The sequence below is a fragment of the Pantoea sp. PNA 03-3 genome, assembly GCF_003201175.1.
Lineage (GTDB): Bacteria > Pseudomonadota > Gammaproteobacteria > Enterobacterales > Enterobacteriaceae > Pantoea > Pantoea stewartii.
Genome location: NZ_QICO01000001.1, coordinates 357622 through 381751 on the forward strand (window position 1 = coordinate 357622; position 24130 = coordinate 381751).

Here is a 24130-nt window from a genome sequence, read left to right on the forward strand (position 1 = left end):
CCTATATTTTACCACTGTAAAGTACGGGCCCGGTGGGTTGCCCGGTCGGTGAGCCGCCCCGCGGCTCCCGGCTGATGGCGACCACCGCGTTTTTCAGGGAATCTTGCCGTTTCAGTGCCAGTTGGGTGGCTTGTTCAGCGTTAAGTAACCCCAGCGAAATGGGACGACTGCCTGTTGGAATCAGCCATAACTGCAGGCTGGTGTGGCTGTCAGCCGTTACAGGCTGCAATGGCGTCACCCGTAACTGGGTTAAATCGTGGTCGGCGCTGACCACCCATTGGCTGTGTTGCTGAGCGTCACTCATGACGGTAAGCGGGGTAAACTCTGGCACGTAAAACATGCGCCAGGAAAAAAGGGCAAGGACCGCAATGGCCGCCGCTACCATCCAGCCCAGTGCGGCGCGGCGGGCAGGGCGGGCAGGGCGGGCAGAGGGTTTTGCGGGCAGATTCAGGGCAATTTTCTTCCAGACCCGATCCGGCGGGATTTCGGGTATCAGTTGACTGTCCAGCCCAGCGAGTAACGTTTGCCATTTGGCAACCTGTTCGGCCAGCTCTGGCTCGGTCAGCAGGCGCGTCTGAAAGCGTAACCGGGCGGGGCCACGCAGCGTACCAATGGCGTACTCGGCAGAGAGTGCGTCGTCACGTTGTTGTCTGTTCATAGTCCGACACATTCCCGAAGGTGGGCCATGGCACGGCGGATCCAGCTTTTCACCGAACCTACCGGCTGCTGTAGCCAGTGAGCAATATCGCTGTGTGACATGCCCTGATAATAGGCCAGCGTAACGCTCTGCCGTTGCTCGCTGCTAAGGTTTTCCATACAGCGACGCAGGCGCGCAGCCTGGGCATCATCGGGCCTGCTGTCCGGTTCGTCGGTATCGACGACCAGCAGGGCATCATCATGCGGTTCTTCTGTACTGGCCATGCGCGCCTGTCCGCTACGTAACCAGTCAATACAACGATGACGAACGATCTGCGTCATCCAGGTCATCGGCGCGCTCAGCGCTGGATCATAGGTCTCCGCTTTGCTCCAGATGGTGAGAAAGCAGTCATGCAGCACTTCTTCCGCCCAGGGGCGGTGGCGTAACATCCGTAAGGCAATGGCAAAAAGGTGCGGCGAGGTTTGCCGATACAGTTTTTCGAACGCCAGGCGATCGCCTTTCACGATCGCCTGCATCAGGGTTACCTGCTCCACTGTCCGCACCTTGTCCATAATCATCCTGAATGATGTGATTTTCCGTTTGAGTATAGAGAATTACTTCGGCATTAATACGGTATCAATCACATCTATCACGCCGTTTTTCTGGTTGACGTCATACGTACTGATATTGGCCACGTTACCCTGTGCATCTTTCAGCTGAATATTGTGTGGGCCATTATTCATAATCCACAACGGCTGGCCGTTAACGGTTTTCAGTTCAGCATGACCGCCGCCTTGCTTAATCTTGTTCTCCAGCGCTTTCATGTCGTATTTGCCTGCCACAACATGGTAGGTCAGGACGCTGGTCAACTGCGCTTTGTTTTCTGGCTTAAGCAGATTATCGACGGTACCGGCGGGCAGTTTCGCGAACGCGGCATTGGTTGGGGCAAAGACGGTAAACGGCCCTTTACCCTGTAGTGTGTCAACCAGACCGGCCGCCTTCACCGCCGCCACCAGCGTGGTGTGATCTTTCGAATTCACCGCATTCTCAACGATATTTTTCTGAGGGTACATCGCAGCGCCACCGACCATCACGGAGCCCGACTCCATTGCGGCAAATGAGGTGGCAGTAAACAGGAATGCGCTTGAAACTACGGCAACAGCGAAGAACTTTTTCATCGTAAATCCTCATAAGAGAGAGTGGGTAAGTGTCTTGCAAAGAGAGATACGAGAGCAGGGTCGTCACTGGATGCAGAAAAAAATAATTTTTTTTACGAAGATTTATCCGCTGGAGGCGGGCGCACGGGTACGGTCAAGCACGCCTGGCCGTTTAAGCACAATTTTCACGGGCTGTCCGGCCAGGCGATACCGTCACTAACACAAAGCGATTCAAGCACACTCAACCCGTTTCCTGTGTGCTTCAGACCTCATGCCGTTCGCAACAGCTGGCGTGAGGGACTGATTAGCCTTATGGACCGCGAAGCACACCTGTCCCCCCAACAAGACCTGTGGCTTACTGTTCGTTCTGCATCCACGGCGGCGCACTAAAGGTGGTTTTCAGTAACGTAATAAAGCCCTGAGTACGGGGCAGGCGTTTGATTTCTGGCATGCTGGTCAGCGCGGCAATGTCGGCGGGCGGCAGCATAAATTCAGGCAGGAGTGGGACCAGTCGCCCCTGTTTAATTTCACTGCTGATGTCCCAGATTGAGCGCACCATAATCCCTTTGCCTTGCAGCGCCCAGCGTTTAATCACCCGACCATCGTTACTTGCCAGACGGGGCGTAATTTTGACGGTGACCGGGTCATGCTGATGCGCAAACACCCAACGAGTCACGTCCTCAGCATTTTCACGGATAACCAGACAGTGGTGCTGCGTGAGTTCAGCGGGATGCGTGGGCACACCGTGGCGCTGCAGATAATCCGGCGAAGCGCACAGCACGCGGCGGTTAGGTGCAATTCGGGTGCTGTACAACGACGAGTCCCGCAGGTTGCCAATATAGATCGCCACGTCCCATTTATCGGCCTGCATCCAGTTCGGGTTATCTGACAGCATCAGATCCACGCTGAGATCGGGATGCTGGTCAACATAATCGGAGAGCAAGGGCGCGATATATTCCGAGCCAAATCCCAGCGGAGCCAGTACCCGCAACGTGCCGCTTATCCGGTTTCGGGTCTGGTCAATCACATCCTGTAGCTGGTCCAGCTCATGCAAAATCAGCCGCGCGCGTGCTAATAACGCTTCGCCTTCGTCGGTCAGAATGATCCGTTTTGCCGGACGCAAAATAAGCTTGATGCCCATTTTTTGTTCAATGTGCTGCAGCCGCTGGGTCACGGACGGTGGTGTGATATCCAGATAGCGGGCGGCGGCGGCCAGGGTCGCGCTGGCGGAGATCACCTGAAAAAACCGCAGATCGTCACTGTTGATCATTAGGTTCAAACCTAATCATTAATTGGGTGTGTCTGCATTTTAAACTAAATGCATTGATGAGAGCATCCAGTAAACCCCTCAGGACAGACAATGATGCTTAACGATCCCTCACTGACAACGCCGTATCTGCTGCTGGACAAAGTGAAGTTCAGGCGGAATATCCGCAGGCTCTACGATCATATTGATAGCCTGCACTGTCAGATTCGCCCCCATCTGAAAACGCTACGCACGGTACAGTCGGCCCCCTGGCTACTGCGTGACCGGGCTTCACCGGCCACGGTGTCCACACTGGCTGAAGCCGAGGCGTTTGCTGCCGCAGGTTACCGCAATATCCTTTATGCCGTGGGGATTGCGCCGGACAAGCTGCCGCGCATCGCGGCCTGTCTTCGTCAGGGTGCCCAGGTGCATCTTCTGCTCGACAGTCTGACACAGGCGCAGGCCGTATCTGCATACGGACAGCAGCATCAGGTGGCCTTTAGCGTGTTTATTGAGATTGACTGCGATGGTCATCGGGGCGGCATAAAACCGGACGACAGCGACCTGACCGACATTGGCGCGTATTTGCAGCAGAACGGAATGCATGTCGAAGGGGTGTTAACTCACGCGGGGGAATCGTATCACTGCCGTACGCAGGACGAGATTGCACAGGCGGCACGGGCGGAGTGCCAGGCCGCCATCAAAGCGGCTAAGCGCCTTCGCGCGGCTGGCGTGACCTGTCCGGTGGTGAGCGTGGGATCGACGCCCACGGCCCATGCCGTAAGGGATTTAGACGGGGTAACGGAAGTGCGCGCCGGGGTGTTTTCCACTTTCGATCTGTTTATGACCAACCTCGGCGTCTGCACCGCCGACGATATCGCGCTTTCTGTTGTCACCACGGTAATTGGCCACAATGCTGAGAAAGGCTGGCTGTTTGTCGATGCAGGCTGGATGGCGATGTCGCGCGACCGTGGCACCGCCTCGCAAAAAACCGACTATGCCTACGGTCTGGTATGTGACAGCGAAGGGCGATCCACCGGACTCCTGCTGTCGTCCACCAATCAGGAACACGGCATTATCGCCATTCCGCCCGACAGCGGTCACCAGGTCACGGATTTCTCGCTCGGGACCCGGCTGCGGATTTTGCCCAATCACGCCTGCGCCACTGCCGGAATGCACACCCGGTATCAGGTGATGGACAGCCAGAGCGGGGAACACGAAGTCTGGCATCGCGTCACCGGCTGGTGATGTCCCGCTCCTTTCTTTTTTTAAGAGGCACGTATGACTGATTTCAATCCCGATGACGTTCACCTGTCCAGCGGACACTTTATCGACGGACAATTTGTATCCGCCAGCGGTCAGGCTATGGGCATTAAACGGCCTTCTGACGGTCAGCATTATGCAGAGATCCATGAGGCGGACGCCCGTACCGTCGACGATGCCGTGACCGTGGCCGAAGCACGGCGCATCAGCAGCGGCTGGTCGGGTTGTTCGCCACGAGAACGGGGTGCAGCCCTCTCGCGCTGGGCAGACTTAATCGAAAAAGACAGTGAATACCTGGCGCAGCTGGAAGCCGTCGGATCGACCCGACCCGTCACCGATGCACGCAATATCGAAGTGCCCTTTACCGCGGCGGCCCTGCGTTTTTATGCCGAATGCGCGGACAAATACAGCGGTGACGTGTTTCCAACGCAGCACAGTAGCCTGGGCATGCTGGTGCCTGAGCCCTATGGGGTGATCGGCGCAATCACGCCGTGGAATTTTCCCCTGTCAATGGCTTCCTGGAAATGCGGCCCGGCTCTGGCGGCAGGTAACGCGGTGGTGCTGAAGCCGTCTGAACTGACGCCGTTTTCAACGGCCCGTCTGGCCGAACTGGCGGTGCAGGCGGGGATCCCATCCGGTGTGCTGAATGTGATCCAGGGCAGCGGCAAGGTCACCGGTAATGCGCTGGTAACGCATCCGCTGGTGCGCAAGGTCTCCTTTACCGGCTCCACTGCCACCGGTGCGGCGATTATGAGCCAGGCGGCCCTGCACGGTACTAAACCGGTCACGCTGGAGCTGGGCGGCAAAAGCCCGCAGCTGGTCTTTGATGACGCCGGCGACGCCGACGAGATTGCCGAGCGCCTCTTTCTGGGATTCACAGTGAATGCCGGTCAGGCCTGCGTGTCCGGAACACGTTTGATTATTCAGAAAGGCATTGCTGAACGTGTTACAGAAAAGCTGATTGCACGCTGTCAGAAACCCGTGCCCGGCATGACCTGGCACGCGTCAACACGGTATTGTCCGCTGATTGACGCACGCCAGGGTGAAAAAGTGGCCACGATTATTGCGCAGTCCGTCGCTCAGGGTGCGCGGGTGCTGGTGGGTGGAAAACGCTACGACAATACGAAAGAAGGCTGGTTCTGGCAGCCCACACTGCTGGAGAACGTCGGCCCGGATAACGTGGCGCTGCACGAAGAGATTTTTGGACCGGTGCTGACCATTCAGACCTTTACCGATGAGGAAGAAGCCCTGGCGCTGGCGCAGCATGCGGTCTTTGGCCTGTGCGCGGGCGTCCACACGGTGAACATGCCACGGGCGATGCGCTTAATGCGCGCGCTGGACAGCGGCACGGTGTGGGTTAACCGCTATCGCCGCACCTGGGATTTCATTATCCCTACCGGCGGTTTTCAGGGATCCGGCTTTGGTAAAGATCTGGGCCGCCAGGCCTTTGAGGCCTGTCAGCGCTATAAAAGCGTATTAATCGATTTTTAACCTTTCGCTGGAGAGCAGATATTATGCCCGCACCGCTCAGGCTGGTTCAGAACAGTACGCATTTTCCCGACTCGGTGGATGTAGTGATTATTGGGGCAGGCATTGTCGGCGCGGCAACCTGCTGGGCGCTCACCCAAAAAGGCTATCGGGTGGCGGTGATCGAAAAGGGCCTGGTCGGGGCTGAACAGTCAAGCCGTAACTGGGGCTGGTGCCGCCAGCTTAACCGGGATGAACGGGAGATCCCGCTGATCCTGCATGCGCTGCAACGCTGGCATGAACTGAGCAAGGAAATCGGCATGGACGTGGGATTCCGCGCCACCGGGCTGGTCTATGCAACGTGCGCGGAAAAGGACATCCGCAACTGGGATAACTGGGGGAAAATGGCGAAGCAATACGGCATTCGTAGCCAGATTCTCAATGCCGCAGAGGCAAAAGCCATGACGCCCGGTAGCCGCACAGCGTGGAAAGGCGGCGTGCATTCACCCGATGACGGTTATGCCGATCCCGCACTCGCCGCGCCAGGCCTGATGGAGGCGGCGGTGAAAAAAGGCGCCTTTCTGTTTCAGCGCTGTGCGGTGCGCGGGCTGGATATTTCGGCAGGTCAGGTGAGCGGGGTGATCACGGAAAGAGGTCTGATTAAAACCTCGCGCGTGGTCTGCGCCGCAGGTGCCTGGACATCGCTGTTTTGTCGTCGGCACGGCATCGATTTACCTGCGGGTAATGTCATCGGCAGTGCGTTTCGTACTTATCCCGTCGAACAGGTGATTACCCGGCCTTTCTATACGGATGCGTTTGCCTGTCGGCCACGATCGGACGGCGGTTATACCATCGCACTGTCCGGCACGGGTCGTCTTGAGCCCGGCATTCAGGGGCTGAAATATGCCCGTCAGTTCTTCCCGTTATACAAAGCACGTCGGCTCAATCTGGAAACCAAAATCCGCCTGACCTCCTTTTTACAGGGACCGGAGTCGCTGGCGCGCTGGTCAATGGAGCGCCCGTCTCCCTTTGAAAAAATCCGCATTCTGGACCCGACGGTGTCGGACGGCGTGGTGGAAAAGGGGCTGATGGCCATCGGCCGTGAGTATCCTGCGCTGGCCGGGCTGCGAGTCACGCAGGCCTGGGGCGGCGTCATCGACTGTATGCCTGACGATATACCGGTCATCTCCACCGTGCCACAGCTTCCCGGTCTGGTTCTGTCGGCGGGCTACAGTGGGCATGGCTTTGGCATCGGGCCCGGTGCCGGCCGCCTGACGGCCGATCTGGTGACCGGTGATGATCCCATCGTGGACCCCACGGCGTTCCGTTACAGTCGTTTCCGCGATGGCAGCGCCCTGAAACAACCCGGTATGATGTAAGGAGAAAATATGCTTCAGCGATTGCAGGCGCGTGATATCAATGATCAGCCGCATCCCGGTCATTACTCCCACTATTGTCTGGGGGCAGGAATGATGTTTATTTCGGGTCTGTTACCGGCCACGCCCGCAGGGGAGATGCTCAGCGCCGCGCCCTTTGCCGATCAGGTCCTGCAGGTCTTTGCCAGTCTGGATACCTGCCTGCGCCAGGAGAATCTTACCCGATCACAACTGGTGATGGTCAGAGTCTATCTGGCTGACATCGCATTATGGGATGATTTTAATGCGCTTTACGCGCAGTGGCTGGGGAGCTGGAAACCCGCCCGCGCTGTGGTGCCGGTTTCCGGACTGCATTATGGTGTCCTGTTAGAGATTGAAGCGACGGCGGTGCAGACGCGTTGAACGGCGCGCTTTGCCCGCGGCGCGTCGCCGTAAGGGATGGTAAAATGCGCATATGCTCATCAGGAGAAGGCCGCCAGGCATGAAGCTCACCGCTGAATTCTTCAGGATACCGGTTTCGCGAGCTGGGTGGCGTCAGGCACAGGCATGCCGCTGGCCAACGCGATTATGGATTACACGAACATTTTTATTCGTCTGGGGTGCGGGCGGCGGTTCGATCGTAAGCTTCCCGCCTGGTCAGACTATATTCGCGGCCTGCGGCACAACCCCGATAAAGATGCTGAGTATACGCTGGCTGTCTGGCAATCCCGGCCGCCTGTTGCCCCACCCGATATGGTGGGGCGTTCGGGCTGTTTCTCATTCAGTCTGGAAACGGATCGGTCCGCACGCATTCATTTTGACAGCACTGACGGAACGGTTTCGCCCCTGTGTGACAGCGAGGTCGCCGCGCGTCAGCGCGAATTGTGCGGTTTACTGGCACAGATAGTGACTCTCACGCCCGCGATAAAAACCCTTCGTGGGCTGTCGTGGCTCTACCATCATCACCGCTATCGTCGGCTGTTTCCGCCCGCGTACCTGCGTTCGGCCATGCCGGTCACGGACCGCTACCGTAATATGCCGCTTTGGGGACAGTTTTTGCGCTGGGACGGCAGCCTCAGAGCAGAACGTGCGTCGCACTTGTATCAACATATTCAGGTCGAGTTTCATCCTTCCCGCCTGGCGACCGGTTTTCCGCTTCAGCCGCTGGCGGTCAGCGCACCGGTGACTGTTTTTCAAGCGTTTTACGCGCGTCGGTAAAGAGGCTGAGTCACCCTGTCCGACATGACGCGTTCAGCGCTGAAGAGGGAACCGGTGACGGGCTAGTATGACAGGAGGAGAAGACGTCGCTTTTTACGTGACAGCGTCACCTTTATAAGCGACTAGCGCCGTGCCATAAAATCCGGAAAGGCCGGAACAGGCAGCACAGATAACACTTTCAGCCGCTGCAACGTGCGAACCTGCGCGCGCTCCAGATGATCCTTCATGCAGGCGGCCGCCAGTTCCCAGTTCCGTTTCAGCAAAAATTCATAGACCAGGCAGTGTTCATCCAGCATGGCACTGTCGACAGGGATACGCAGCAGGTCATAGAAAATGCGCGTGACGATAAAGGGCGACTGGTGTTGTCGCAGTATCTGCATCATCAGCTTGTTACCGGCAGGCTCCAGGCAGCGAATGTGCAAATCTTCTTCCAGGGTTTCCAGTTCAATGGCCGTTAACTGCTTACCCTGCGATTTTTTCGCGTTATCCAGCCGCGACTTCAGCCAGTCGACGTCCAGCCGTTCGCCTGCTTTACGCAGCGCTGCGGGTTCAAGATTGGCCCGGATTTCAAAATGGTCGCCCAGCTCGCGCGCCGTTAACGGACCGGTAAGCCACTGGGAATAGGGTTCTTTTTCCACCAGGCCTTTATCACGCAGGCGCATTAAGCTCTCACGAATCACGCCCCGGCTGGTGGTGTAATAGTGTGCCGCGTCCTGCTCATCCACCTGATAGCAACCAAAGATCATCGCGGTCGACAGCACACCCTGGAGGTGCTCCAGCACTTTTTCACCCGTACTGCGGGTGTCGACCAGTTCCTCATGATGCGCCAGCCCCAACAGTTCGCGCGTCAGGGCAATGCGCACGGGTTCGACGTCTTCGTCGTCACGGGCCACGATAAAGCCCCGGCCTTCAAAGCGGGCAATCCAGCCTTCTTCATGCAGCATACTTAACGCCCGCCTGACCGGCACGCGGCTGGTGCCGAACAGCTGTGCTAACGGACCTTCCAGCAACACCAGGCCTTTAGGAACAGCGTTTTGCTGCAGCACGTTAAGCAGCACCTGGCGGATGATTTCATAACGCGCAGAACCGGCGTCATCCATGTCTGCTCCATTCATTATGTTTCGCATTGTCTTTTTCCGCTCCCATCCTGCCCGCCAGATTATCACATCTGAGGAAATAACGACGGCTGCCCACGCACAGCACTGCGTTAGTGCACAGCGCTCTAAAATGGATCATAAATAAATTAGTACATTTAATACAAAGACAGGATTTTACTCAGCCTGCACAAATGTCCGTCACCACTCCCAATTTAAGTTTTTGTTATTGCTGATTTAAATTATTTAATGATCGATAAGATCACAAATATGTAACTTAACAGTCCTTTTCCTGGCATCGTTATTGCTATCTTCAAATGTACATTAAATTGCAATATACATTTAAAGGTAAGCGTGTGCAGCCAGAAACCGTCCGTCAGTTATACATTCAGGGTCAGATCGATGCGCTGGGAATCAGTGCGCTTTATGCACAGCACCGCCTTTCACCCCTGGCGTTTACTGAGGCCTGCCTGACCGCCGCAGAAAATGTACCTTCGGTGTTTATTTCGCTCACCCCGGCGCGCGCCCGTGAAGAGGCCGAAGCCTCAATGCAGCGCTGGCGGCAGGGCCAGCCGTTGAGTCCACTGGATGGAATTCCGGTGGCCTGGAAAGACCTGTTCGACCTTCAGGACTGCCAGACCACCGCCGGTTCGGCCACCCGGGAACACGTTTCGCCCGCCCGACAGGATGCACCCGTCGTTGCCCGGTGCGCGGCGGCGGGCATGGTCACGATCGGCAAAACCAATCTCAGCGAATTTGCGTTTTCCGGACTCGGCCTGAATCCCGCGTTTGGTACACCGGTTATCCGGTCATCAGCGGGCAGCCTGCACGCGCCGGGCGGATCGTCCAGCGGGGCAGCCAGGGCAATCGCGGAAGGCCTGGCCTGTATCGCGTTTGGCACCGATACCGGCGGATCCATTCGTATTCCGGCCGCATTCAGCGGCATTACGGGCTACCGCGCCAGCCGTGGCCGTTATGCCATGGACGCCGTTTTTCCGCTGGCCCGCTCGCTGGATACACTCGGCCCGTTATGCCGCAGCGTCCGGGATGCTATCGCTCTTGATGACATCCTGTGCGGTCCGGATACCACCGCCTTTCCTGAACCCCGTTTCCGGGTTGACGACGCGCTCCTCATGACATGCCAGCCCGCCGTTCGCGATAACGGCCTGAGAATGCTGGATCGCCTCGACGCGGCCGGCTTTGCCATTGACCATCAGCCGCTTACCGCGTTTACACAGGCGCTTGGCTGGATCGCTGAAAAAGGCTGGCCGGGTGGGCGCGAAGCCTGGTTGCTGCATCGCCTCTTATTAGCCTCACCTGACGCAGAACGCATGGATGCCAGAGTGCGCGAACGTCTGCTTGCCGCCAGCGAGCAGGACCCGGCCGTGCTCGATACCTTTCTGACCCAACGTCAGCAGTGGCAACAGGCCCTGGCGGCAGAGCTGGCGGACGCAATACTGATCACCCCCACGGTGGCCCATACCGCACCGGAACTCGGTCCGCTGATGCAGGACAGCGCGCTGTTCGCCCAGACCAACGTGGCCACGCTGCGCCTGACCATGCCGGGCAGTCTGCTGGATATGCCGGGCATCGCCCTGCCGAGCGGTACCGATGACCGTGGGTTGCATACCAGTCTGCTTTTCTCTCTACCGGCTGGCGAAGATCGCCGGCTTCTTCACGCTGCCAGCCGACTGGCAGGTCTTTTTACCGCAGACGATTCGGTCTGCGCTTAACGCTCCAGAGGAAGAAAAGATGGCGAAAGAAATCTTATGTGCATTTGGTGTGGATGTGGATGCTGTTGCCGGCTGGCTCGGCTCTTACGGCGGGGAAGATTCCCCTGACGATATCTCTCGCGGGCTGTTCGCCGGAGAAGTGGGCGCACCGCGTTTGCTGAAAATGTTTGCTGAACATAATCTGCGCACCACCTGGTTTATTCCCGGCCACTCAATCGAAACCTTCCCGGCGCAGATGAAAGCGGTGGTTGACGCCGGCCACGAGATTGGCGTGCATGGCTACAGCCATGAAAACCCGATTGCCATGACGCCCGCGCAGGAAGAGGCGGTGCTGGATCGCAGTATTGAACTGGTGACGCAGCTTGCAGGTAAACGTCCAACCGGTTACGTCGCGCCCTGGTGGGAATTCAGCAATGTGACCAATGAGCTGCTGCTGAAAAAAGGCATCAAATACGATCACAGCCTGATGCACAACGACTTTCATCCTTACTACGTTCGCGTAGGCGACAGCTGGACCAAAATTGACTACAGCCAGCATCCGGACACCTGGATGAAGCCGCTGATGCGCGGCGAAGAGACCGACCTGGTAGAGATCCCCGCTAACTGGTATCTGGATGATCTGCCACCCATGATGTTTATCAAGAAGTCACCGAACAGCCACGGTTTTGTCAATCCGCGCCATCTGGAGGAGATCTGGCGCGATCAGTTCGACTGGGTATATCGCGAAAACGACTATGCCGTCTTTACCATGACGATTCATCCCGACGTATCAGGCCGTCCGCAGGTGCTGCTGATGCTGGAGCGCCTGATTAAGTACATCCAGAGTCACCAGGGCGTGCGTTTCGTCACTTTCGACGAAATTGCCGACGACTTCTTAGCGCGCCAACCGCGTTAAGCCTTTTCCTCTTGCAGAGTGATCACGACATGAGCATCTACAAAAAAAAATCCGTTAACGGCTGGCAGCCCCAGCAGTTAACCACCAGGGATGTCAAATTCGCTACATGGATCGCCTTCTTCGCCTGGATCTTCGCCGTCTATGACTTCATCCTTTTCGGCACCTTGCTGCCGGAGATCGGCGGTCATTTTGGCTGGAGCGAAGTTGAACAGTCTGAAATTGCTACCTGGGTCGCGTTTGGTGGGGCAGTGATCGCTCTGGCCATTGGCCCGCTGGTGGATCGCCTGGGGCGGCGCATGGGCATCGTTATTACCGTGGGAGGCGCGGCCCTGTGTTCGCTGCTGACCGCAATAGGGGGATTATGGGGTAAGGGCGCATTGACCGCCATTCGCTCCGTTGCCGGTCTGGGTTATGCAGAGCAAACGGTTAACGCCACCTATTTATCAGAACTCTATACTGCGCTGGACGATCCCAAACTCAACAAACGGAAGGGATTTGTCTACAGCCTGGTGCAGGGCGGATGGCCGGTCGGTGCGCTGGTGGCCTCGGCGCTGACCGCGATTCTGCTGCCGATTATCGGCTGGCAGGGCAGCTTTATCTTCGCAGCCTTTCCGTCGCTGGTGATCGCGCTACTGGCGCTGAAGCTGAAAGAAACGCCTCAGTTTGAAGTGCAGAAGAAAATCAAAACGCTGCGGGAGCAGGGTAAAGAAAAAGATGCACGCCAGGTCGCAGCCGACTATCAGGTTCCGTATGAAGATCAGCCGAAGTCAGGTTTTGCCTCGGCATTTCGCGGCACGGCGTTGCGCTCAACCTTGGTACTGGGTGTTGCCATTTTGCTGAACTGGTTCGCCATTCAGATCTTCAGCGTGCTGGGCACCACGGTAATTACCAAAACCCACGCGGTCTCGTTCAATAACTCTTTACTGATCCTGATTCTGTCTAACCTGGTGGGCTATTGCGGCTATCTGGCACACGGCTGGCTCGGTGACCGCATCGGTCGTCGCAACACCATCGCGGCCGGCTGGATGCTGGGCGGTATCGCCTTTGCCGCGATGCTGTTCTGCCCGGACAACTTTGCCATCATCGTGGCCCTGTACAGCGTCGGTCTGTTTTTCCTGATTGGTCCGTATGCGGCCGCGCTGTTCTTTATCAGTGAAAGTTTCCCGACCGCCATTCGTGCTACTGCGGGCGCATTAATTATGGCGATGGGGCCGGTGGGCGCAATTGTGGCCGGTGTCGGCACTACCTCAGTGCTGAGTCAGGGTGGACACTGGCAGGAGGCGGCACTGTGGTTTGGTGCGGTTCCGTGCTTTGTCTCGGGCATCATTATTCTGTTCGCCCGGCCGGTCACGCAACTGAATACGCACATCGCCGCCTCCACTCAACCTCAGGCCTAAGGAAACCCTATGCAGAATGCAAACACAGCCCCGGTTGCCGCGATCAGCGGAGCCGCAAGTGGGATTGGACTGGCGCTGGCAACGCTGTATGCCCAGAGAGGCGTGCGGGTGATAGCGGGCTATTATCCGCAGGATCCCCACGATCCGGCCGTCGCGGCCGCGCAGATTGAAGCGGCGGGCGGTGACGCGCTCTGGCTGCCGCTTAACGTCGGATCCACCGACTCGGTGGACGCGTTTATTGCGCAAGGCGTACAGCACTTTGGACGGCTTGACGCGGTCGTCGCCAATGCGGGCATTCTGCGTCGGGCAGAGATTGAGGAGATGAGCGACGCACGCTGGGATGAGATGCTCAATGTCGATCTGACCGGCGTGATGCGCCTGTTCCGTGCCGCTGCCGCCCACCTTCAGTCGGGGGCCAGCCTGGTTGCAGTGTCGTCGATTGCGGGCGGTGTATATGGCTGGCAGGCGCATGCGCACTATGCCGCCGCGAAGGCGGCGGTGCCCGGCATTTGCCGCTCCCTGGCCGTCGAACTCGCGCCGCGCGGGGTGCGATGTAATGCCATCATCCCCGGGCTGATTGAAACGCCGCAGTCACTGGATAAGGATAATTCGCTTGGCCCGGAAGGGCTGGCGAAGGCGGCGAAGGCGATTCCGCTGGGCCGCGTCGGACGCGCCGAGGAAGTGGCGAAAGTCATCGCGTTTCTCACCAGCGACGAGAGCAGTTACCTCACCGGACAGAGTCTGATTGTCGACGGTGGACTCACCGTTCGCTGGCCGGATTAAGGAGAACCCATGCAACTCAGGATGAAACGTTGTGTAATCAGCGGCGCGGCCAGCGGCATCGGGGCGGCCATCGCGATGCTGTTCGCCCGCGAAGGTGCCCATCTGATACTCACTGACCGCGACAGTACAAAGCTCAAGACGGTGGTTGATCACTGTCGCCAGTCTGGCGTGCCGTGTTTTGGCATTGTGGCCGATGTCGGCGAGGTGGAAGGCGCCACGGCGGGCGTGGATGCCTGCCTGGCGCAGTTCGACGGAATCGATATTCTGGTGAATAACGCCGGAATGCTGACCCAGGCGCGCTGTACCGATATCACGCTGCCCATGTGGGAAGAGATGATGGCTGTGGATTTACGCAGTGTCTTCCTGGCGACGCAACGGGCGTTGCCGTCCATGCTGGCGCAGCGCTGGGGCAGAGTGATCAACATCGCGTCGCAGCTCGGTATCAAAGGCGGTGCCGAACTCAGCCATTATGCGGCGGCCAAAGCCGGCGTATTAGGCTTTACCCGATCGCTGGGGCTGGAGGTGTCCGCAGATAATGTGCTGGTGAACGCCATCGCGCCCGGTCCGATTGAAACGCCGCTTATCGATGGCATCAATCAGGCATGGAAAACGGCCAAGGCAGCCGAACTGCCGCTGGGACGTTTTGGCCGGGCGGAAGAGGTCGCGCCGGTAGCGTTACTGCTGGCAAGTGAGCCCGGCGGTAACCTGTTTGTTGGCCAGACGCTTGGCCCTAATTCCGGCGATGTCATGCCCTGAGGAGAAGCCGATATGTGCGGCGTTTGTGGTTTACTGGACAGCGGTCCGCAATGGAGCGATGCGCTACAAAACGATCTGCCCCAGCGCCAGTTGCGGTTAAAGCAGCTGGCGCTGCTCAACCGAACGCTTAAACCCTGGCGGCTCACGCTGACTGAGTTTCATGCCAGTTGGGTGCTCTCCAGCCCAACCGGTCAGCAGGTGATGGTGAATTCACTGGACCTGTTGTGGAAAGAGGTCGAGAAGATCACCAAACGCCCGCTTGATCCACTGGATGAAGCCTGGCTGGCGGCGCTGTAAGGCATACAAGAGGAGCGGCTATGCTGCACGATAAAAAACTGCCGCTGCATATCCTGAGCGGTTTCCTGGGAAGCGGCAAAACCACGCTGCTGAAAGGCTGGCTGGCGCAGCAAGATCTGAACGACGTTGCATTGCTGGTTAATGAATTTGGTGAGGTGGGCATCGACCATCATCTGCTGAATGAAGTCGCGCCCGATACGGTGCTGCTGCCCAGCGGCTGCGTCTGTTGCCAGATTCGCGGCGAACTGAAAACGGCGTTACTGGATCTCTATGAACGGCGGGTGCGCGGCATGCTGCCGCCGTTCAGCCAGGTCATTCTGGAAACCACCGGCCTTGCCGATCCTGCGCCCATCCTGTCAACATTGCTGCACGATCCCCAGCTTAAACATCACTTCAGTCAGGGCACGCTGGTGACGCTGGTCGATGCAGAGCATGCCCGGCAGCAGTCGATGCATCAACCGGAATGGATAGCCCAGGTCAGCGCGGCGGATAAGCTGTTGCTCAGCAAATGCGACCGTATCGGACAGACCGAACGCGTGGCGCTTCAGGCCTGGATTGCCGGACTGAACCCTATGGCGGAACTGAGTGACACCGTGCAGGCGCTGGCCGATCCGGACCCCTTATTTGGCCTGCGCCTGGCAAAAGGCAGCGGGCAACAGCGGTTTCGCTGGCTTGGCGCAGCCGGTGCGTCCGGTTATCGTCTTGCACCCCATGACGAGAATCCGCATCCGCTTACGCAAACCTGCGTGATCACCTTAGAGAACGCCCTGAACTGGCCCGCGTTTGCTATCTGGTTGTCAATGCTGTTACATAGCCATGGTCAGTCTGTATTGAGAATGAAAGGCATCTTACGTTTCAGCGGCAGCAGTTCACCCGTTGTGATTCATGGCGTACAGCATACGTTACATCCGCCCGTTCACCTGAATGACTGGCCCGGCGATGCCGATACCTCAAAACTGGTGTTTATTCTGCGCGGACTGGATCCCGAGCGACTGAAACAGGGATTCAGCCGTTTTCAGCAGGCGGTAAAGGATAAGTAAAACAATGAACGCTGCGGCGAAAGTCAACGATCAACTGACATTACGTGTACTGGGCACCTCGGTCACGCTGCTTGAAATGTTGCGTGTCCGTGCGGAAAGCGATCTGGGGATTCGCATCGAGTATCTGCTGCACAGCGTGGAAGATGCCCAGCGCATTGCGGTCATGCATCCGGAAAGTTATGACCTTTACGATCAGTGGTTTCACAATATCGATTTTGTCTGGCCTGCCCGGGCAATCCAGCCGCTGGAAATCAAGCGACTGAAATACTGGGACGAGATTACGCCGCTGGCCAAAACCGGCAGGCTAGGTCCCGATCTGCCGTTAGCCGATGGCAGTGTACCTTCGGAGCGACTGTATGTTCAGCGCGATATGCATTTAGGTAGCCACGCGAGTGACCATATCAGCATGTTGCCGCTTACCCATAACGTGGACAGTTTTGCCTATCATGCCGACCGGCTGCCTGCGGTGCTGCAACAGCAGGAAGAGAGCTGGGGCTGGCTGGTACATCCTTCGCTGACGGGGCAGGTGGCGCTACAGGAAGATGCGGCCATGGGCGGTATTGATGCGGCGCTGGCCATGCAGGGGGCCGGGCTGGCACGCTTTACGAATATCGGTAATCTGACGCTTGATGAGATCGACCTGTTAACACAGCAGCTGGCGCGTCTTCACCGTAACGGCCATTTTGCGGCCTTCTGGGCATCGCAGGATGAGGCATGCGATCTGATTGCTAATCAGCATGTTGAAGTACAAAGTCTCTGGGCACCCATCTATTTTCGCCATCATTTCCATCAGCGCGGCTATAAAATGGCGCGACCACGTGAAGGCTACCGTGCGTGGTACGGCGGCATGTCGCTTTCACGCTGTGCGACCGGCAAAATCAAAGAGGCGGCCTACGACTACCTTAACTGGTGGCAGTCTGGCTGGCCCGGTGCGGTCATGGCGCGGCAGGGTTATTACATTTCTAACGCGGAACGCAGCCGGACGCATCTGTCGGCAGCGGAATGGGATTTCTGGTACGGTGGTCAACCCGCACGCGAAATGCTGCTGGATGCCTGGGGCGCACCGCTGATTCCCCAGGGGGAAGTGCGCGATGGCGGAAGTTACGAGCAACGGATGAGCCACATTGCCGTCTGGAACGCCGTGATGGATGAACATAACTATCTGACGCGCCGCTGGCAGGATTTTTTGCGGCCCCGTTGAGAAATCTTTATCCGTGAGCACGCCACCAATAAAAGGAAGAGACTATGCGCACGCGTCGCTCGGCCCGGTTACTGATCCTGAATGCTTCCCATGAGGTGTTGCTGTTTCGTTTTGTGCATTCGCAGGATGCGCTGGCCGGCAGCGCATACTGGGCAACGCCCGGCGGCGGCGTAGAGCAGGGCGAATCTTTTGAGCAGGCGGCGGTCAGGGAACTGTATGAAGAAACCGGCATTCACCGTGCCGATGTGGGTCCGTCTGTCGGTGAGCGATGCTTTGCCATGACGCTGCCTTCGGGCGAGATCGTGCAGGCACATGAGCGGTTCTTTATTGTTACTGCCGCAGGGAACGAAATTAACACACTGGGCTGGAGTGAAAATGAGAAATCAGTCATTGCCAGTTCGCGCTGGTGGACCGTCAAAGCACTCAGTGAAACAACCGAAACGGTTTATCCCGCCAATATTATGAGCCTGTTGCCTCTGCAATATACCTGAATGCATTCTGACCGGCTCTGATTAATTCGCCTCGTTTTTTTGCAATCCTGATTTATGTTAAATAGCAGGCTATTATGTGCGCGTGCTTTTGCATCACGGCATAATCTGTTTAATGCTGGTTCTCTTTACGCCTGACCAAAGCGGTGAAAGTGAACTTACTCAAGATCGACCACGTCCATATTTATGTGCATGACCTGAAGAAAGCAGAACACTGGTATAAACGGGTGCTGGGTTTTTCACGCGATGAATCGTTGCTGTTCTGGTTTACGCAGGGCGGTCCACTGGTGCTGAAAAATAATGCTGCCGTAATATCGCTGTTTTTAAGAACCCATCAGCCGCCGGGTAACACCGTGGCATTTAGCCTGGATGCCACGTGTTTCTGTCAGTTATTACGCATCCTGGTCGCGCAATCCATACCTTATACAGTCAGCGATCATCAGGTGTCGATGTCCGTTTATTTTTGCGATCCTGACGGAAATCAGATTGAACTGACGTCTTATCAGTACGCGGAAGCGAAGGAAAACCTGGCGATATTTGAGGACAGCGTGCATCGGCCATAAACAGGCAATTGCCTTGTCCGTTAACGTTAATTGAGACTGACCATCACTCTCTATGCTCATTAAACGCAGAATAAAAAAGAAAAGGGCGGTCTTTTTTCGAGGCACGCCATATTTTGATAACGCGCGTTGTGATTACACCGCGACATCGTTATTTTTTTCAAGAAACGTCTTTAGAAGCCGATATTAGTTAATTCACATCAGCTATTGCGTTAAGGAGAACCTAAAATGACGTATTTGCATATTAAACAGCCATCAGACGACGAAGGATGTGGTATCGCGGTTATGGCCCGATTACATCAAAAAAGTTATGATGAGATGTTGTCAATTGCTATGGAAAATGGCTTCTGCGACAAGAAGAAACGTGTCAATCTCGCGCAAATGAAAAGATTTCTGGGTTATAAGGGATTAGAGAACGTATCGTATAAAAGACACAACGGGGCCAGCGTACCGACGGATTGTGGTATTTTTCATGGTCGCTGGAATAACGTTAAAACCGGGACACGTCACTGGATTGCTTACCACGATGGTCTGTTTTTTGATCCGCTTTTGCCGCACCCCGTCTCGCAATTATCCGCGCAGTTTTATGTGACGCAAATTTTCAAACATCCTTAAATATTCATTGCCTGGAAGGCCAATAGGGAAGTTAATAGTCAACGTGAGCACCTTGCAAACTGCTAAATTCGGGGCCGGGCCCTGGGTTGGCTTTTAATATCCTTCATCAGGCATCATAGATCTGTGGGTACCGATATCAGACAGCGTTTCGTATTAATCGATATGGGTGAATGTTGTGGGGATTTCGGTACCTCAGTACGCTAATTTTTACGTAGCCGCGTCAGTTCAGGTTGCAGACGTCAGTTCGTGGCTGATCAGCTTCAGCGATGGAACCAGGCAAAACATCACGTCGCCGCTTTTCGGTATTCACTGCCTGTAAGATGTTTTCTCAACATCAGGTGAGTTGTCATCAAGAACGGCTGATGCGCGTTTAGGGTGATAGACATGAGTTGCAGGGGTGACTCGGTTATCACTGGTAACGCGCACGGCATCAGATTTTGATGTGGCCTGAAGACGAGATATGAGAGCGAAGCGAAGACAAAGCGAAAAAGCAGAGAAAATGGTGCAAAACCGGAAAAGACGCAGAACAACCCATATCGGAGCCTGATGTATAAAAGTACGCATAATGTATATTATGTTAAATAAGATATCCGGTTACACACTCAGCCAGCCCGTTTACGCCTTTCCTGCCTCACCGCTTCTTTTTGTCCGCTTCTGTACCCACAAATCACAACAACGCTACGTAAAAAACTGGCGCTTATCCCTGTGCTGGATTGTCAGATTTCACGTAGCGTTGCCTGGTATAATTCACGCTTAGCTGGCTCTGTTCAGAGTTACCTGCGCCCCGTATTCTCGCGTCAGACGACGCGCCTGGTAATAAACCGATTTCCAGTATGGGTTGTTCAATGATGAGCGAATCACGCCCTTGCTGGCCGACGCGTGAATAAACTGATTATCCGTATCGTAGAAGCCAACGTGCATGCCGCCACCAATGCGGAAAAACACCAGATCGCCTGGTTGCAGATGTTCCGGTGTGACACGAACGCCCATATGCAGCAGATCGGCTGTGGTGACGCGGTCCATTGGCAGATTGAAACGATCGTGCAAGGTTCGCCAGACGTAGCCCGAGCAATCCACGCCAGACAGCTGTGTGCCGCCCCATTGGTACGGCGTATCATGCCAGGTGTGCATTTGGTCATGCAACGCCGCGACGATAGGAATCAAATCCGGGTTTTGCGATGCGTCAGCGGCGGCGGTGTCCTTGGGTTCATCTGAATGATGATGACTGCAACCAGAAAGCAGGAGCATAAGGCCGGAAAGAAAAAAGAATGAGGTTTTACGCTTCATCGAATAATCCGCACAGTAAAGATAACAAGGTGAGCAACGCTAAGGGCTTTTATAACCCATTCAATCGCTTATAGAAATATCTACGCTCTGCTTTACTTAACCTTACACTCAAACGGCAGGCTCTCTTTATATAGCGTAAAAAAGCGCACCTGGAAACGGATTTTCGCGAATAAATAACAACGCTACGCGAAATCTGACGCATAACTCCCCTGCTCTTTTATTAGAATTCACGTAGCGGCGCCTGTTTTTTGTGCTATCCGTTTTCGCTCGCATCCAGACCGCATACCTGCCAGCGCACCGAACTGACCCCTTTCTCCAGGCTAATGCGGCTTACCAGACTTTCCAGCTGTCCGGTCATGCTGGGTTGGCCCATCACTTCGGCATTCACTTCCATGCGATGTGGCGGATCCAAATCTTCACTGTGGAGCGATTGCAGGCGCAGGCCGCTGTTGCCCAGGCTGTGCAGCATCAAACTGCGCACCTGAACTTCATCCTGCGCCAGACAAACGATCTGCACTTTGTAATGTTGTACTGCCTCGTCGGCCGACACGATGGACTGGCGATTAATGCCCAGCGCCAGTTCACGCAACAGAATGTTGGCACAGAGAATCACCATGCAACCTATCGCGGCTTCGAGTAACAACCCCATGCTGCACAGGACGCCGACGGCCGCGGTACACCACAAGGTGGCGGCGGTATTCAGGCCGCGAACGTTTAATCCGTCGCGCATAATCACACCGCCACCCAGGAAGCCGATACCGGAAACCACATAGGCGGCAACGCGAGTGGCGTCGGTGGCAATGCCGGGAACACACTGCGTCATCAGAACGAACAAACAGGCGCCGGTGCTGACCAGCGCGTTAGTACGTAAGCCGGTCATGCGTTGACGCAGCTGACGTTCGCTGCCGATGAGCGCACCCAGAATCAGCGCGGCCGATACGCGCAGTAAAAAGATTTTCCAGTCCATGATAAACCTCTCTCCGCCGCGCAGCAGGCGCAGTACGGAAAAACAAAGATGAATAAAATGGATTACAGCGGGCGTTGATGCAAAGCGCATCACGTCAGGGAAGGATGTTGATACAGCCGCCGTCTTAACGTGCAGTTAAGACAGCCAAAACTATCTTACTGCAGAAGCCTGGTGTAATCGTTCGGGACTTGTGTCCAATGTAGGTTGCCTCTTGCGTAAAATTCGCGGCGATTGTATAGCCATCTGAGGGCGGATTTCCACTCAGATGGCGCTTCGTTCAGGATTGGTTTAGCTGGACGGACGTTTAACGGCGCGTTGCAGACGCCTCAACCGGCACGTCGGCGCGGGCCAGCTCCATCCTCACCGGTGTGCTTTTATAGGAGGGAATACCGCTTTTTGTGTCGTAACTGTCTAAGGGAATTAACACGTTAGCTTCAGGATAATAGGCCGCAACCGATCCTTCGGCCATATCATGCACTGCGATAGTCAGATTATCGAGACGGCGATGAGTAGGATTGCCGTCCGGGTCCAGCGCAATGATGTTAACCTGATCGCCCATGCGAACGCCCTTTTTCTCCGCCTCGTTTTCACTGATAAACAGAATGTCGCGGCGGCCTGAAACGCCGCGATAGCGGTCATCCAGCCCGTAGAGCGTGGTGTTGTACTGATCGTGACTGCGCAGTGTCGTCAGAACGAGATCATGACATTTCAACGAGCGCGGATCTTCATTGATGCCCTCCATCACCAGGAATTGTGCTTTGCCCGATGGCGTATGCCAGACACGTTCAGACGCGCCATTCGGTAAACGGAACCCGCCCGGCTGCTGAATACGTTCGTTGAAGTTGTCAAAACCCGGAATCACCGCTTCGATGGCGTCACGAATCAGGCTGTAGTCGCCTGTCAACGTGTCCCAGTCCACGACCGTGTCCGGCAACGTGGCTTTGGCCAGGCCCGCTATGAGCGCGGGTTCGGATTTCAGATGAGGCGACGCCGGATCGAGCGTGCCGCGTGAGGCGTGTACCATCGACATGGAATCTTCAACCGTCACGCTCTGTGCACCAGACTGTTGCTGGTCAATCTCGGTGCGGCCAAGCACCGGGAACAGATAGCTGTGTTTTGCCAGCAACAAATGCGAGCGGTTCAGTTTGGTGGCCATGTGCACCACCATATCCAGCTTGCGCATCGCAGCAAAGGTTTGCTGTGGATCCGACATGGCTTCGGCCAGATTACCGCCCAGGCACAGCAGTGCGTTTATCTCACCATCGCGAATGGCCTGAACGGCCTTAACGGCACTGTGTCCGTGTTTTGTCGGTGGCGTAAAACCAAAGACCGCTTCGATACGCTTCAGCAGGCTTTCGGAGGGAACTTCGGTGATGCCAACGGTACGATCGCCCTGCACATTCGAGTGACCGCGTAACGGACAAATGCCCGCGCCCTTCTTGCCCATATTGCCGCGTAACAGCAGCAGATTCGCAATTTGTTGCACGTTCTGCGTGCCGTACTGATGCTGAGTAATTCCCATGCCATAGCAAATGATCGTGCGTTCAGCATTAGCGTAAAGCTGGGCGATATGCTCAATCTGTTCGCGTGACATACCCGAAACGTTAAGAATATGCGCCCAGTCCGTCGCCTCAAGGTCGGCTTTTAAGGCGTCCAGGCCCTGCGTATGTTCAGCGATAAACGCGGCGTCAAACACGCCAGGATTGCCGCGGGTTTTGGCCTCTTCATCCATCGCCATCAGGCACTTCATCACGCCTTTAAGCATGGCCGCATCACCGCCGACCCGGATTTTGTAATAGGTTGACGCCAGTTCCGTTGAGCTCAGCGTCACCATCTGTACCGGATTTTGCGGGGCGGTAAAACGCTCAAGTCCCCGTTCGCGCAACGGATTGATCGCGACGATTTTCGCACCGCGTTTCGACACCTCCTGCAACGTGGCCAGCATGCGCGGATGGTTTGTACCAGGGTTATGACCGATACAGATCACCAGATCGCAATGGTCAAAATCATCCAGTTCTACCGTGCCTTTGCCGATGCCAATCGATTCAGGTAAGCCGACGCTGGTTGGCTCGTGGCACATATTGGAACAGTCGGGGAAGTTATTGGTGCCAAATTCGCGGGCAAACAGCTGCCACAGAAAGGCGGCCTCGTTGGAAGCACGTCCTGAGGTATAAAATTCCACGCTGTCGGGATTGTGATAACTGCGCAGCCGCTCACCAATTTCATTGAAGGCGGTTTGCCACTCGATGGGCTGATAGGTATCCGTTACCGGATCGTATTTCATTGGATGCGTCAGCCTGCCTTCGCCTTCAAGCTCGTAAGCGCTGCGCTGCCACAATTCGCTGACCGGGTGGGCCGCGAAAAACTCAGGTGTCGTGCGTTTACTGGTGGCTTCCCATGACACCGCTTTCGCGCCGTTTTCACAGAACTCAAAGGAGGACGTGTGTTTGGGATCGGGCCAGGCACAGCCGGGACAGTCAAAGCCTTCAGGCTGGTTAACTTTAAATAAGGCAATCACGTCCTGTTTCACGGCCATTTGACCACGAATCGCCCCTGCTACCGCTTTCAGGGCACCCCAGCCGCCCGCTGCGCCATCATAGGGTTTCACACCTTCCGTCCTGTTTTGCTCTTTCATTGCTGCTCCAGACTGACTGTTTTTGTTTTTATTAAGCCT

24 protein-coding genes are annotated in these 24130 nt (G+C 56.1%); 16 read left to right on the top strand and 8 right to left on the bottom strand.

Annotated features, from left to right (window positions below; all coding sequences use genetic code 11):
• Position 1: 1 nt before the first annotated feature.
• The 4 genes from C7433_RS01630 to C7433_RS01645 all read right to left on the bottom strand — a co-directional run bounded on the left by C7433_RS01630 (position 2) and on the right by C7433_RS01645 (position 3064).
• Complete coding sequence (locus tag C7433_RS01630) at positions 2-658, bottom strand: anti-sigma factor domain-containing protein (protein WP_110267485.1); 657 nt, start codon at positions 656-658, stop codon at positions 2-4.
• A complete protein-coding gene (locus C7433_RS01635; protein ID WP_110267486.1) occupies positions 655-1209 on the bottom strand; it encodes an RNA polymerase sigma factor in 555 nt (184 codons plus the stop codon). Before C7433_RS01635 ends, C7433_RS01630 begins: the two co-directional genes overlap by 4 nt.
• Positions 1210-1251: 42 nt before the next feature.
• Entirely contained in the window at positions 1252-1815 is a 564-nt protein-coding gene (locus C7433_RS01640) for a fasciclin domain-containing protein (RefSeq protein WP_110267487.1), read from the bottom strand.
• A gap of 334 nt (positions 1816-2149) precedes the next feature.
• Positions 2150-3064 (bottom strand): LysR substrate-binding domain-containing protein, encoded by a 915-nt coding sequence (locus tag C7433_RS01645; RefSeq protein ID WP_006119169.1) that lies wholly within the window; start codon positions 3062-3064, stop codon positions 2150-2152.
• Positions 3065-3157: 93 nt separating this feature from the next.
• On the opposite strand from C7433_RS01645, the gene C7433_RS01650 reads away from it, so the two are divergent.
• From C7433_RS01650 to C7433_RS01670, 5 genes are all read left to right on the top strand, one after another.
• Positions 3158-4288 (top strand): alanine racemase, encoded by a 1131-nt coding sequence (locus tag C7433_RS01650; protein ID WP_110267806.1) that lies wholly within the window; start codon positions 3158-3160, stop codon positions 4286-4288.
• Positions 4289-4321: 33 nt separating this feature from the next.
• Positions 4322-5794, top strand: a complete 1473-nt coding sequence (locus tag C7433_RS01655) for an aldehyde dehydrogenase (protein ID WP_110267488.1) — start codon at positions 4322-4324, stop codon at positions 5792-5794.
• Positions 5795-5817: 23 nt separating this feature from the next.
• The gene (locus C7433_RS01660) at positions 5818-7149 is read left to right on the top strand and encodes an FAD-binding oxidoreductase (protein ID WP_110267489.1); all 1332 of its coding nucleotides are present in this window, start codon (positions 5818-5820) and stop codon (positions 7147-7149) included.
• 9 nt (positions 7150-7158) lie between these two features.
• Complete coding sequence (locus C7433_RS01665) at positions 7159-7548, top strand: RidA family protein (RefSeq protein WP_006119165.1); 390 nt, start codon at positions 7159-7161, stop codon at positions 7546-7548.
• Between the two features lie 144 nt (positions 7549-7692).
• A complete protein-coding gene (locus tag C7433_RS01670; protein ID WP_110267490.1) occupies positions 7693-8343 on the top strand; it encodes a hypothetical protein in 651 nt (216 codons plus the stop codon).
• Positions 8344-8465: 122 nt separating this feature from the next.
• Here the strand turns inward: C7433_RS01670 and C7433_RS01675 are convergent, their stop codons facing one another.
• Complete coding sequence (locus C7433_RS01675) at positions 8466-9509, bottom strand: GntR family transcriptional regulator (protein ID WP_039340319.1); 1044 nt, start codon at positions 9507-9509, stop codon at positions 8466-8468.
• A 284-nt stretch (positions 9510-9793) separates the two neighbouring features.
• On the opposite strand from C7433_RS01675, the gene C7433_RS01680 reads away from it, so the two are divergent.
• The 11 genes from C7433_RS01680 to C7433_RS01730 all read left to right on the top strand — a co-directional run bounded on the left by C7433_RS01680 (position 9794) and on the right by C7433_RS01730 (position 19202).
• Positions 9794-11170, top strand: coding sequence for an amidase family protein (locus C7433_RS01680; protein ID WP_110267807.1), 1377 nt, complete (start codon positions 9794-9796; stop codon positions 11168-11170).
• 19 nt (positions 11171-11189) lie between these two features.
• Complete coding sequence (locus C7433_RS01685) at positions 11190-12065, top strand: polysaccharide deacetylase (RefSeq protein ID WP_033741691.1); 876 nt, start codon at positions 11190-11192, stop codon at positions 12063-12065.
• A 29-nt stretch (positions 12066-12094) separates the two neighbouring features.
• On the top strand, positions 12095-13462 hold the full coding sequence (locus C7433_RS01690) for an MFS transporter (RefSeq protein ID WP_058708135.1): 1368 nt from the start codon (positions 12095-12097) through the stop codon (positions 13460-13462).
• A 9-nt stretch (positions 13463-13471) separates the two neighbouring features.
• Entirely contained in the window at positions 13472-14245 is a 774-nt protein-coding gene (locus C7433_RS01695) for an SDR family NAD(P)-dependent oxidoreductase (protein WP_006119161.1), read from the top strand.
• A gap of 9 nt (positions 14246-14254) precedes the next feature.
• A complete protein-coding gene (locus C7433_RS01700; RefSeq protein WP_033741687.1) occupies positions 14255-15001 on the top strand; it encodes an SDR family NAD(P)-dependent oxidoreductase in 747 nt (248 codons plus the stop codon).
• Positions 15002-15013: 12 nt separating this feature from the next.
• A complete protein-coding gene (locus tag C7433_RS01705; protein ID WP_006119159.1) occupies positions 15014-15298 on the top strand; it encodes a hypothetical protein in 285 nt (94 codons plus the stop codon).
• Between the two features lie 20 nt (positions 15299-15318).
• Complete coding sequence (locus C7433_RS01710) at positions 15319-16338, top strand: GTP-binding protein (RefSeq protein ID WP_199227833.1); 1020 nt, start codon at positions 15319-15321, stop codon at positions 16336-16338.
• 4 nt (positions 16339-16342) lie between these two features.
• Entirely contained in the window at positions 16343-17539 is a 1197-nt protein-coding gene (locus C7433_RS01715; RefSeq protein ID WP_110267491.1) for a PotD/PotF family extracellular solute-binding protein, read from the top strand.
• A gap of 44 nt (positions 17540-17583) precedes the next feature.
• Positions 17584-18030 carry an NUDIX hydrolase gene (locus C7433_RS01720; RefSeq protein WP_033741683.1) on the top strand — a complete coding sequence of 149 codons (447 nt, stop codon included), beginning with the start codon at positions 17584-17586 and terminating at the stop codon, positions 18028-18030.
• A 149-nt stretch (positions 18031-18179) separates the two neighbouring features.
• Complete coding sequence (locus C7433_RS01725) at positions 18180-18590, top strand: VOC family protein (RefSeq protein ID WP_058701893.1); 411 nt, start codon at positions 18180-18182, stop codon at positions 18588-18590.
• Between the two features lie 225 nt (positions 18591-18815).
• Entirely contained in the window at positions 18816-19202 is a 387-nt protein-coding gene (locus C7433_RS01730; RefSeq protein ID WP_110267492.1) for a hypothetical protein, read from the top strand.
• A 753-nt stretch (positions 19203-19955) separates the two neighbouring features.
• Here the strand turns inward: C7433_RS01730 and C7433_RS01735 are convergent.
• The 3 genes from C7433_RS01735 to C7433_RS01745 all read right to left on the bottom strand — a co-directional run bounded on the left by C7433_RS01735 (position 19956) and on the right by C7433_RS01745 (position 24091).
• Positions 19956-20489, bottom strand: a complete 534-nt coding sequence (locus C7433_RS01735) for a C40 family peptidase (protein ID WP_033741678.1) — start codon at positions 20487-20489, stop codon at positions 19956-19958.
• Between the two features lie 253 nt (positions 20490-20742).
• Positions 20743-21456: an MgtC/SapB family protein gene (locus C7433_RS01740; RefSeq protein ID WP_033741675.1), complete on the bottom strand. Its 714-nt coding sequence runs from the start codon at positions 21454-21456 to the stop codon at positions 20743-20745.
• Positions 21457-21760: 304 nt separating this feature from the next.
• On the bottom strand, positions 21761-24091 hold the full coding sequence (locus C7433_RS01745) for an FdhF/YdeP family oxidoreductase (RefSeq protein WP_033741674.1): 2331 nt from the start codon (positions 24089-24091) through the stop codon (positions 21761-21763).
• Positions 24092-24130: the final 39 nt, after the last annotated feature.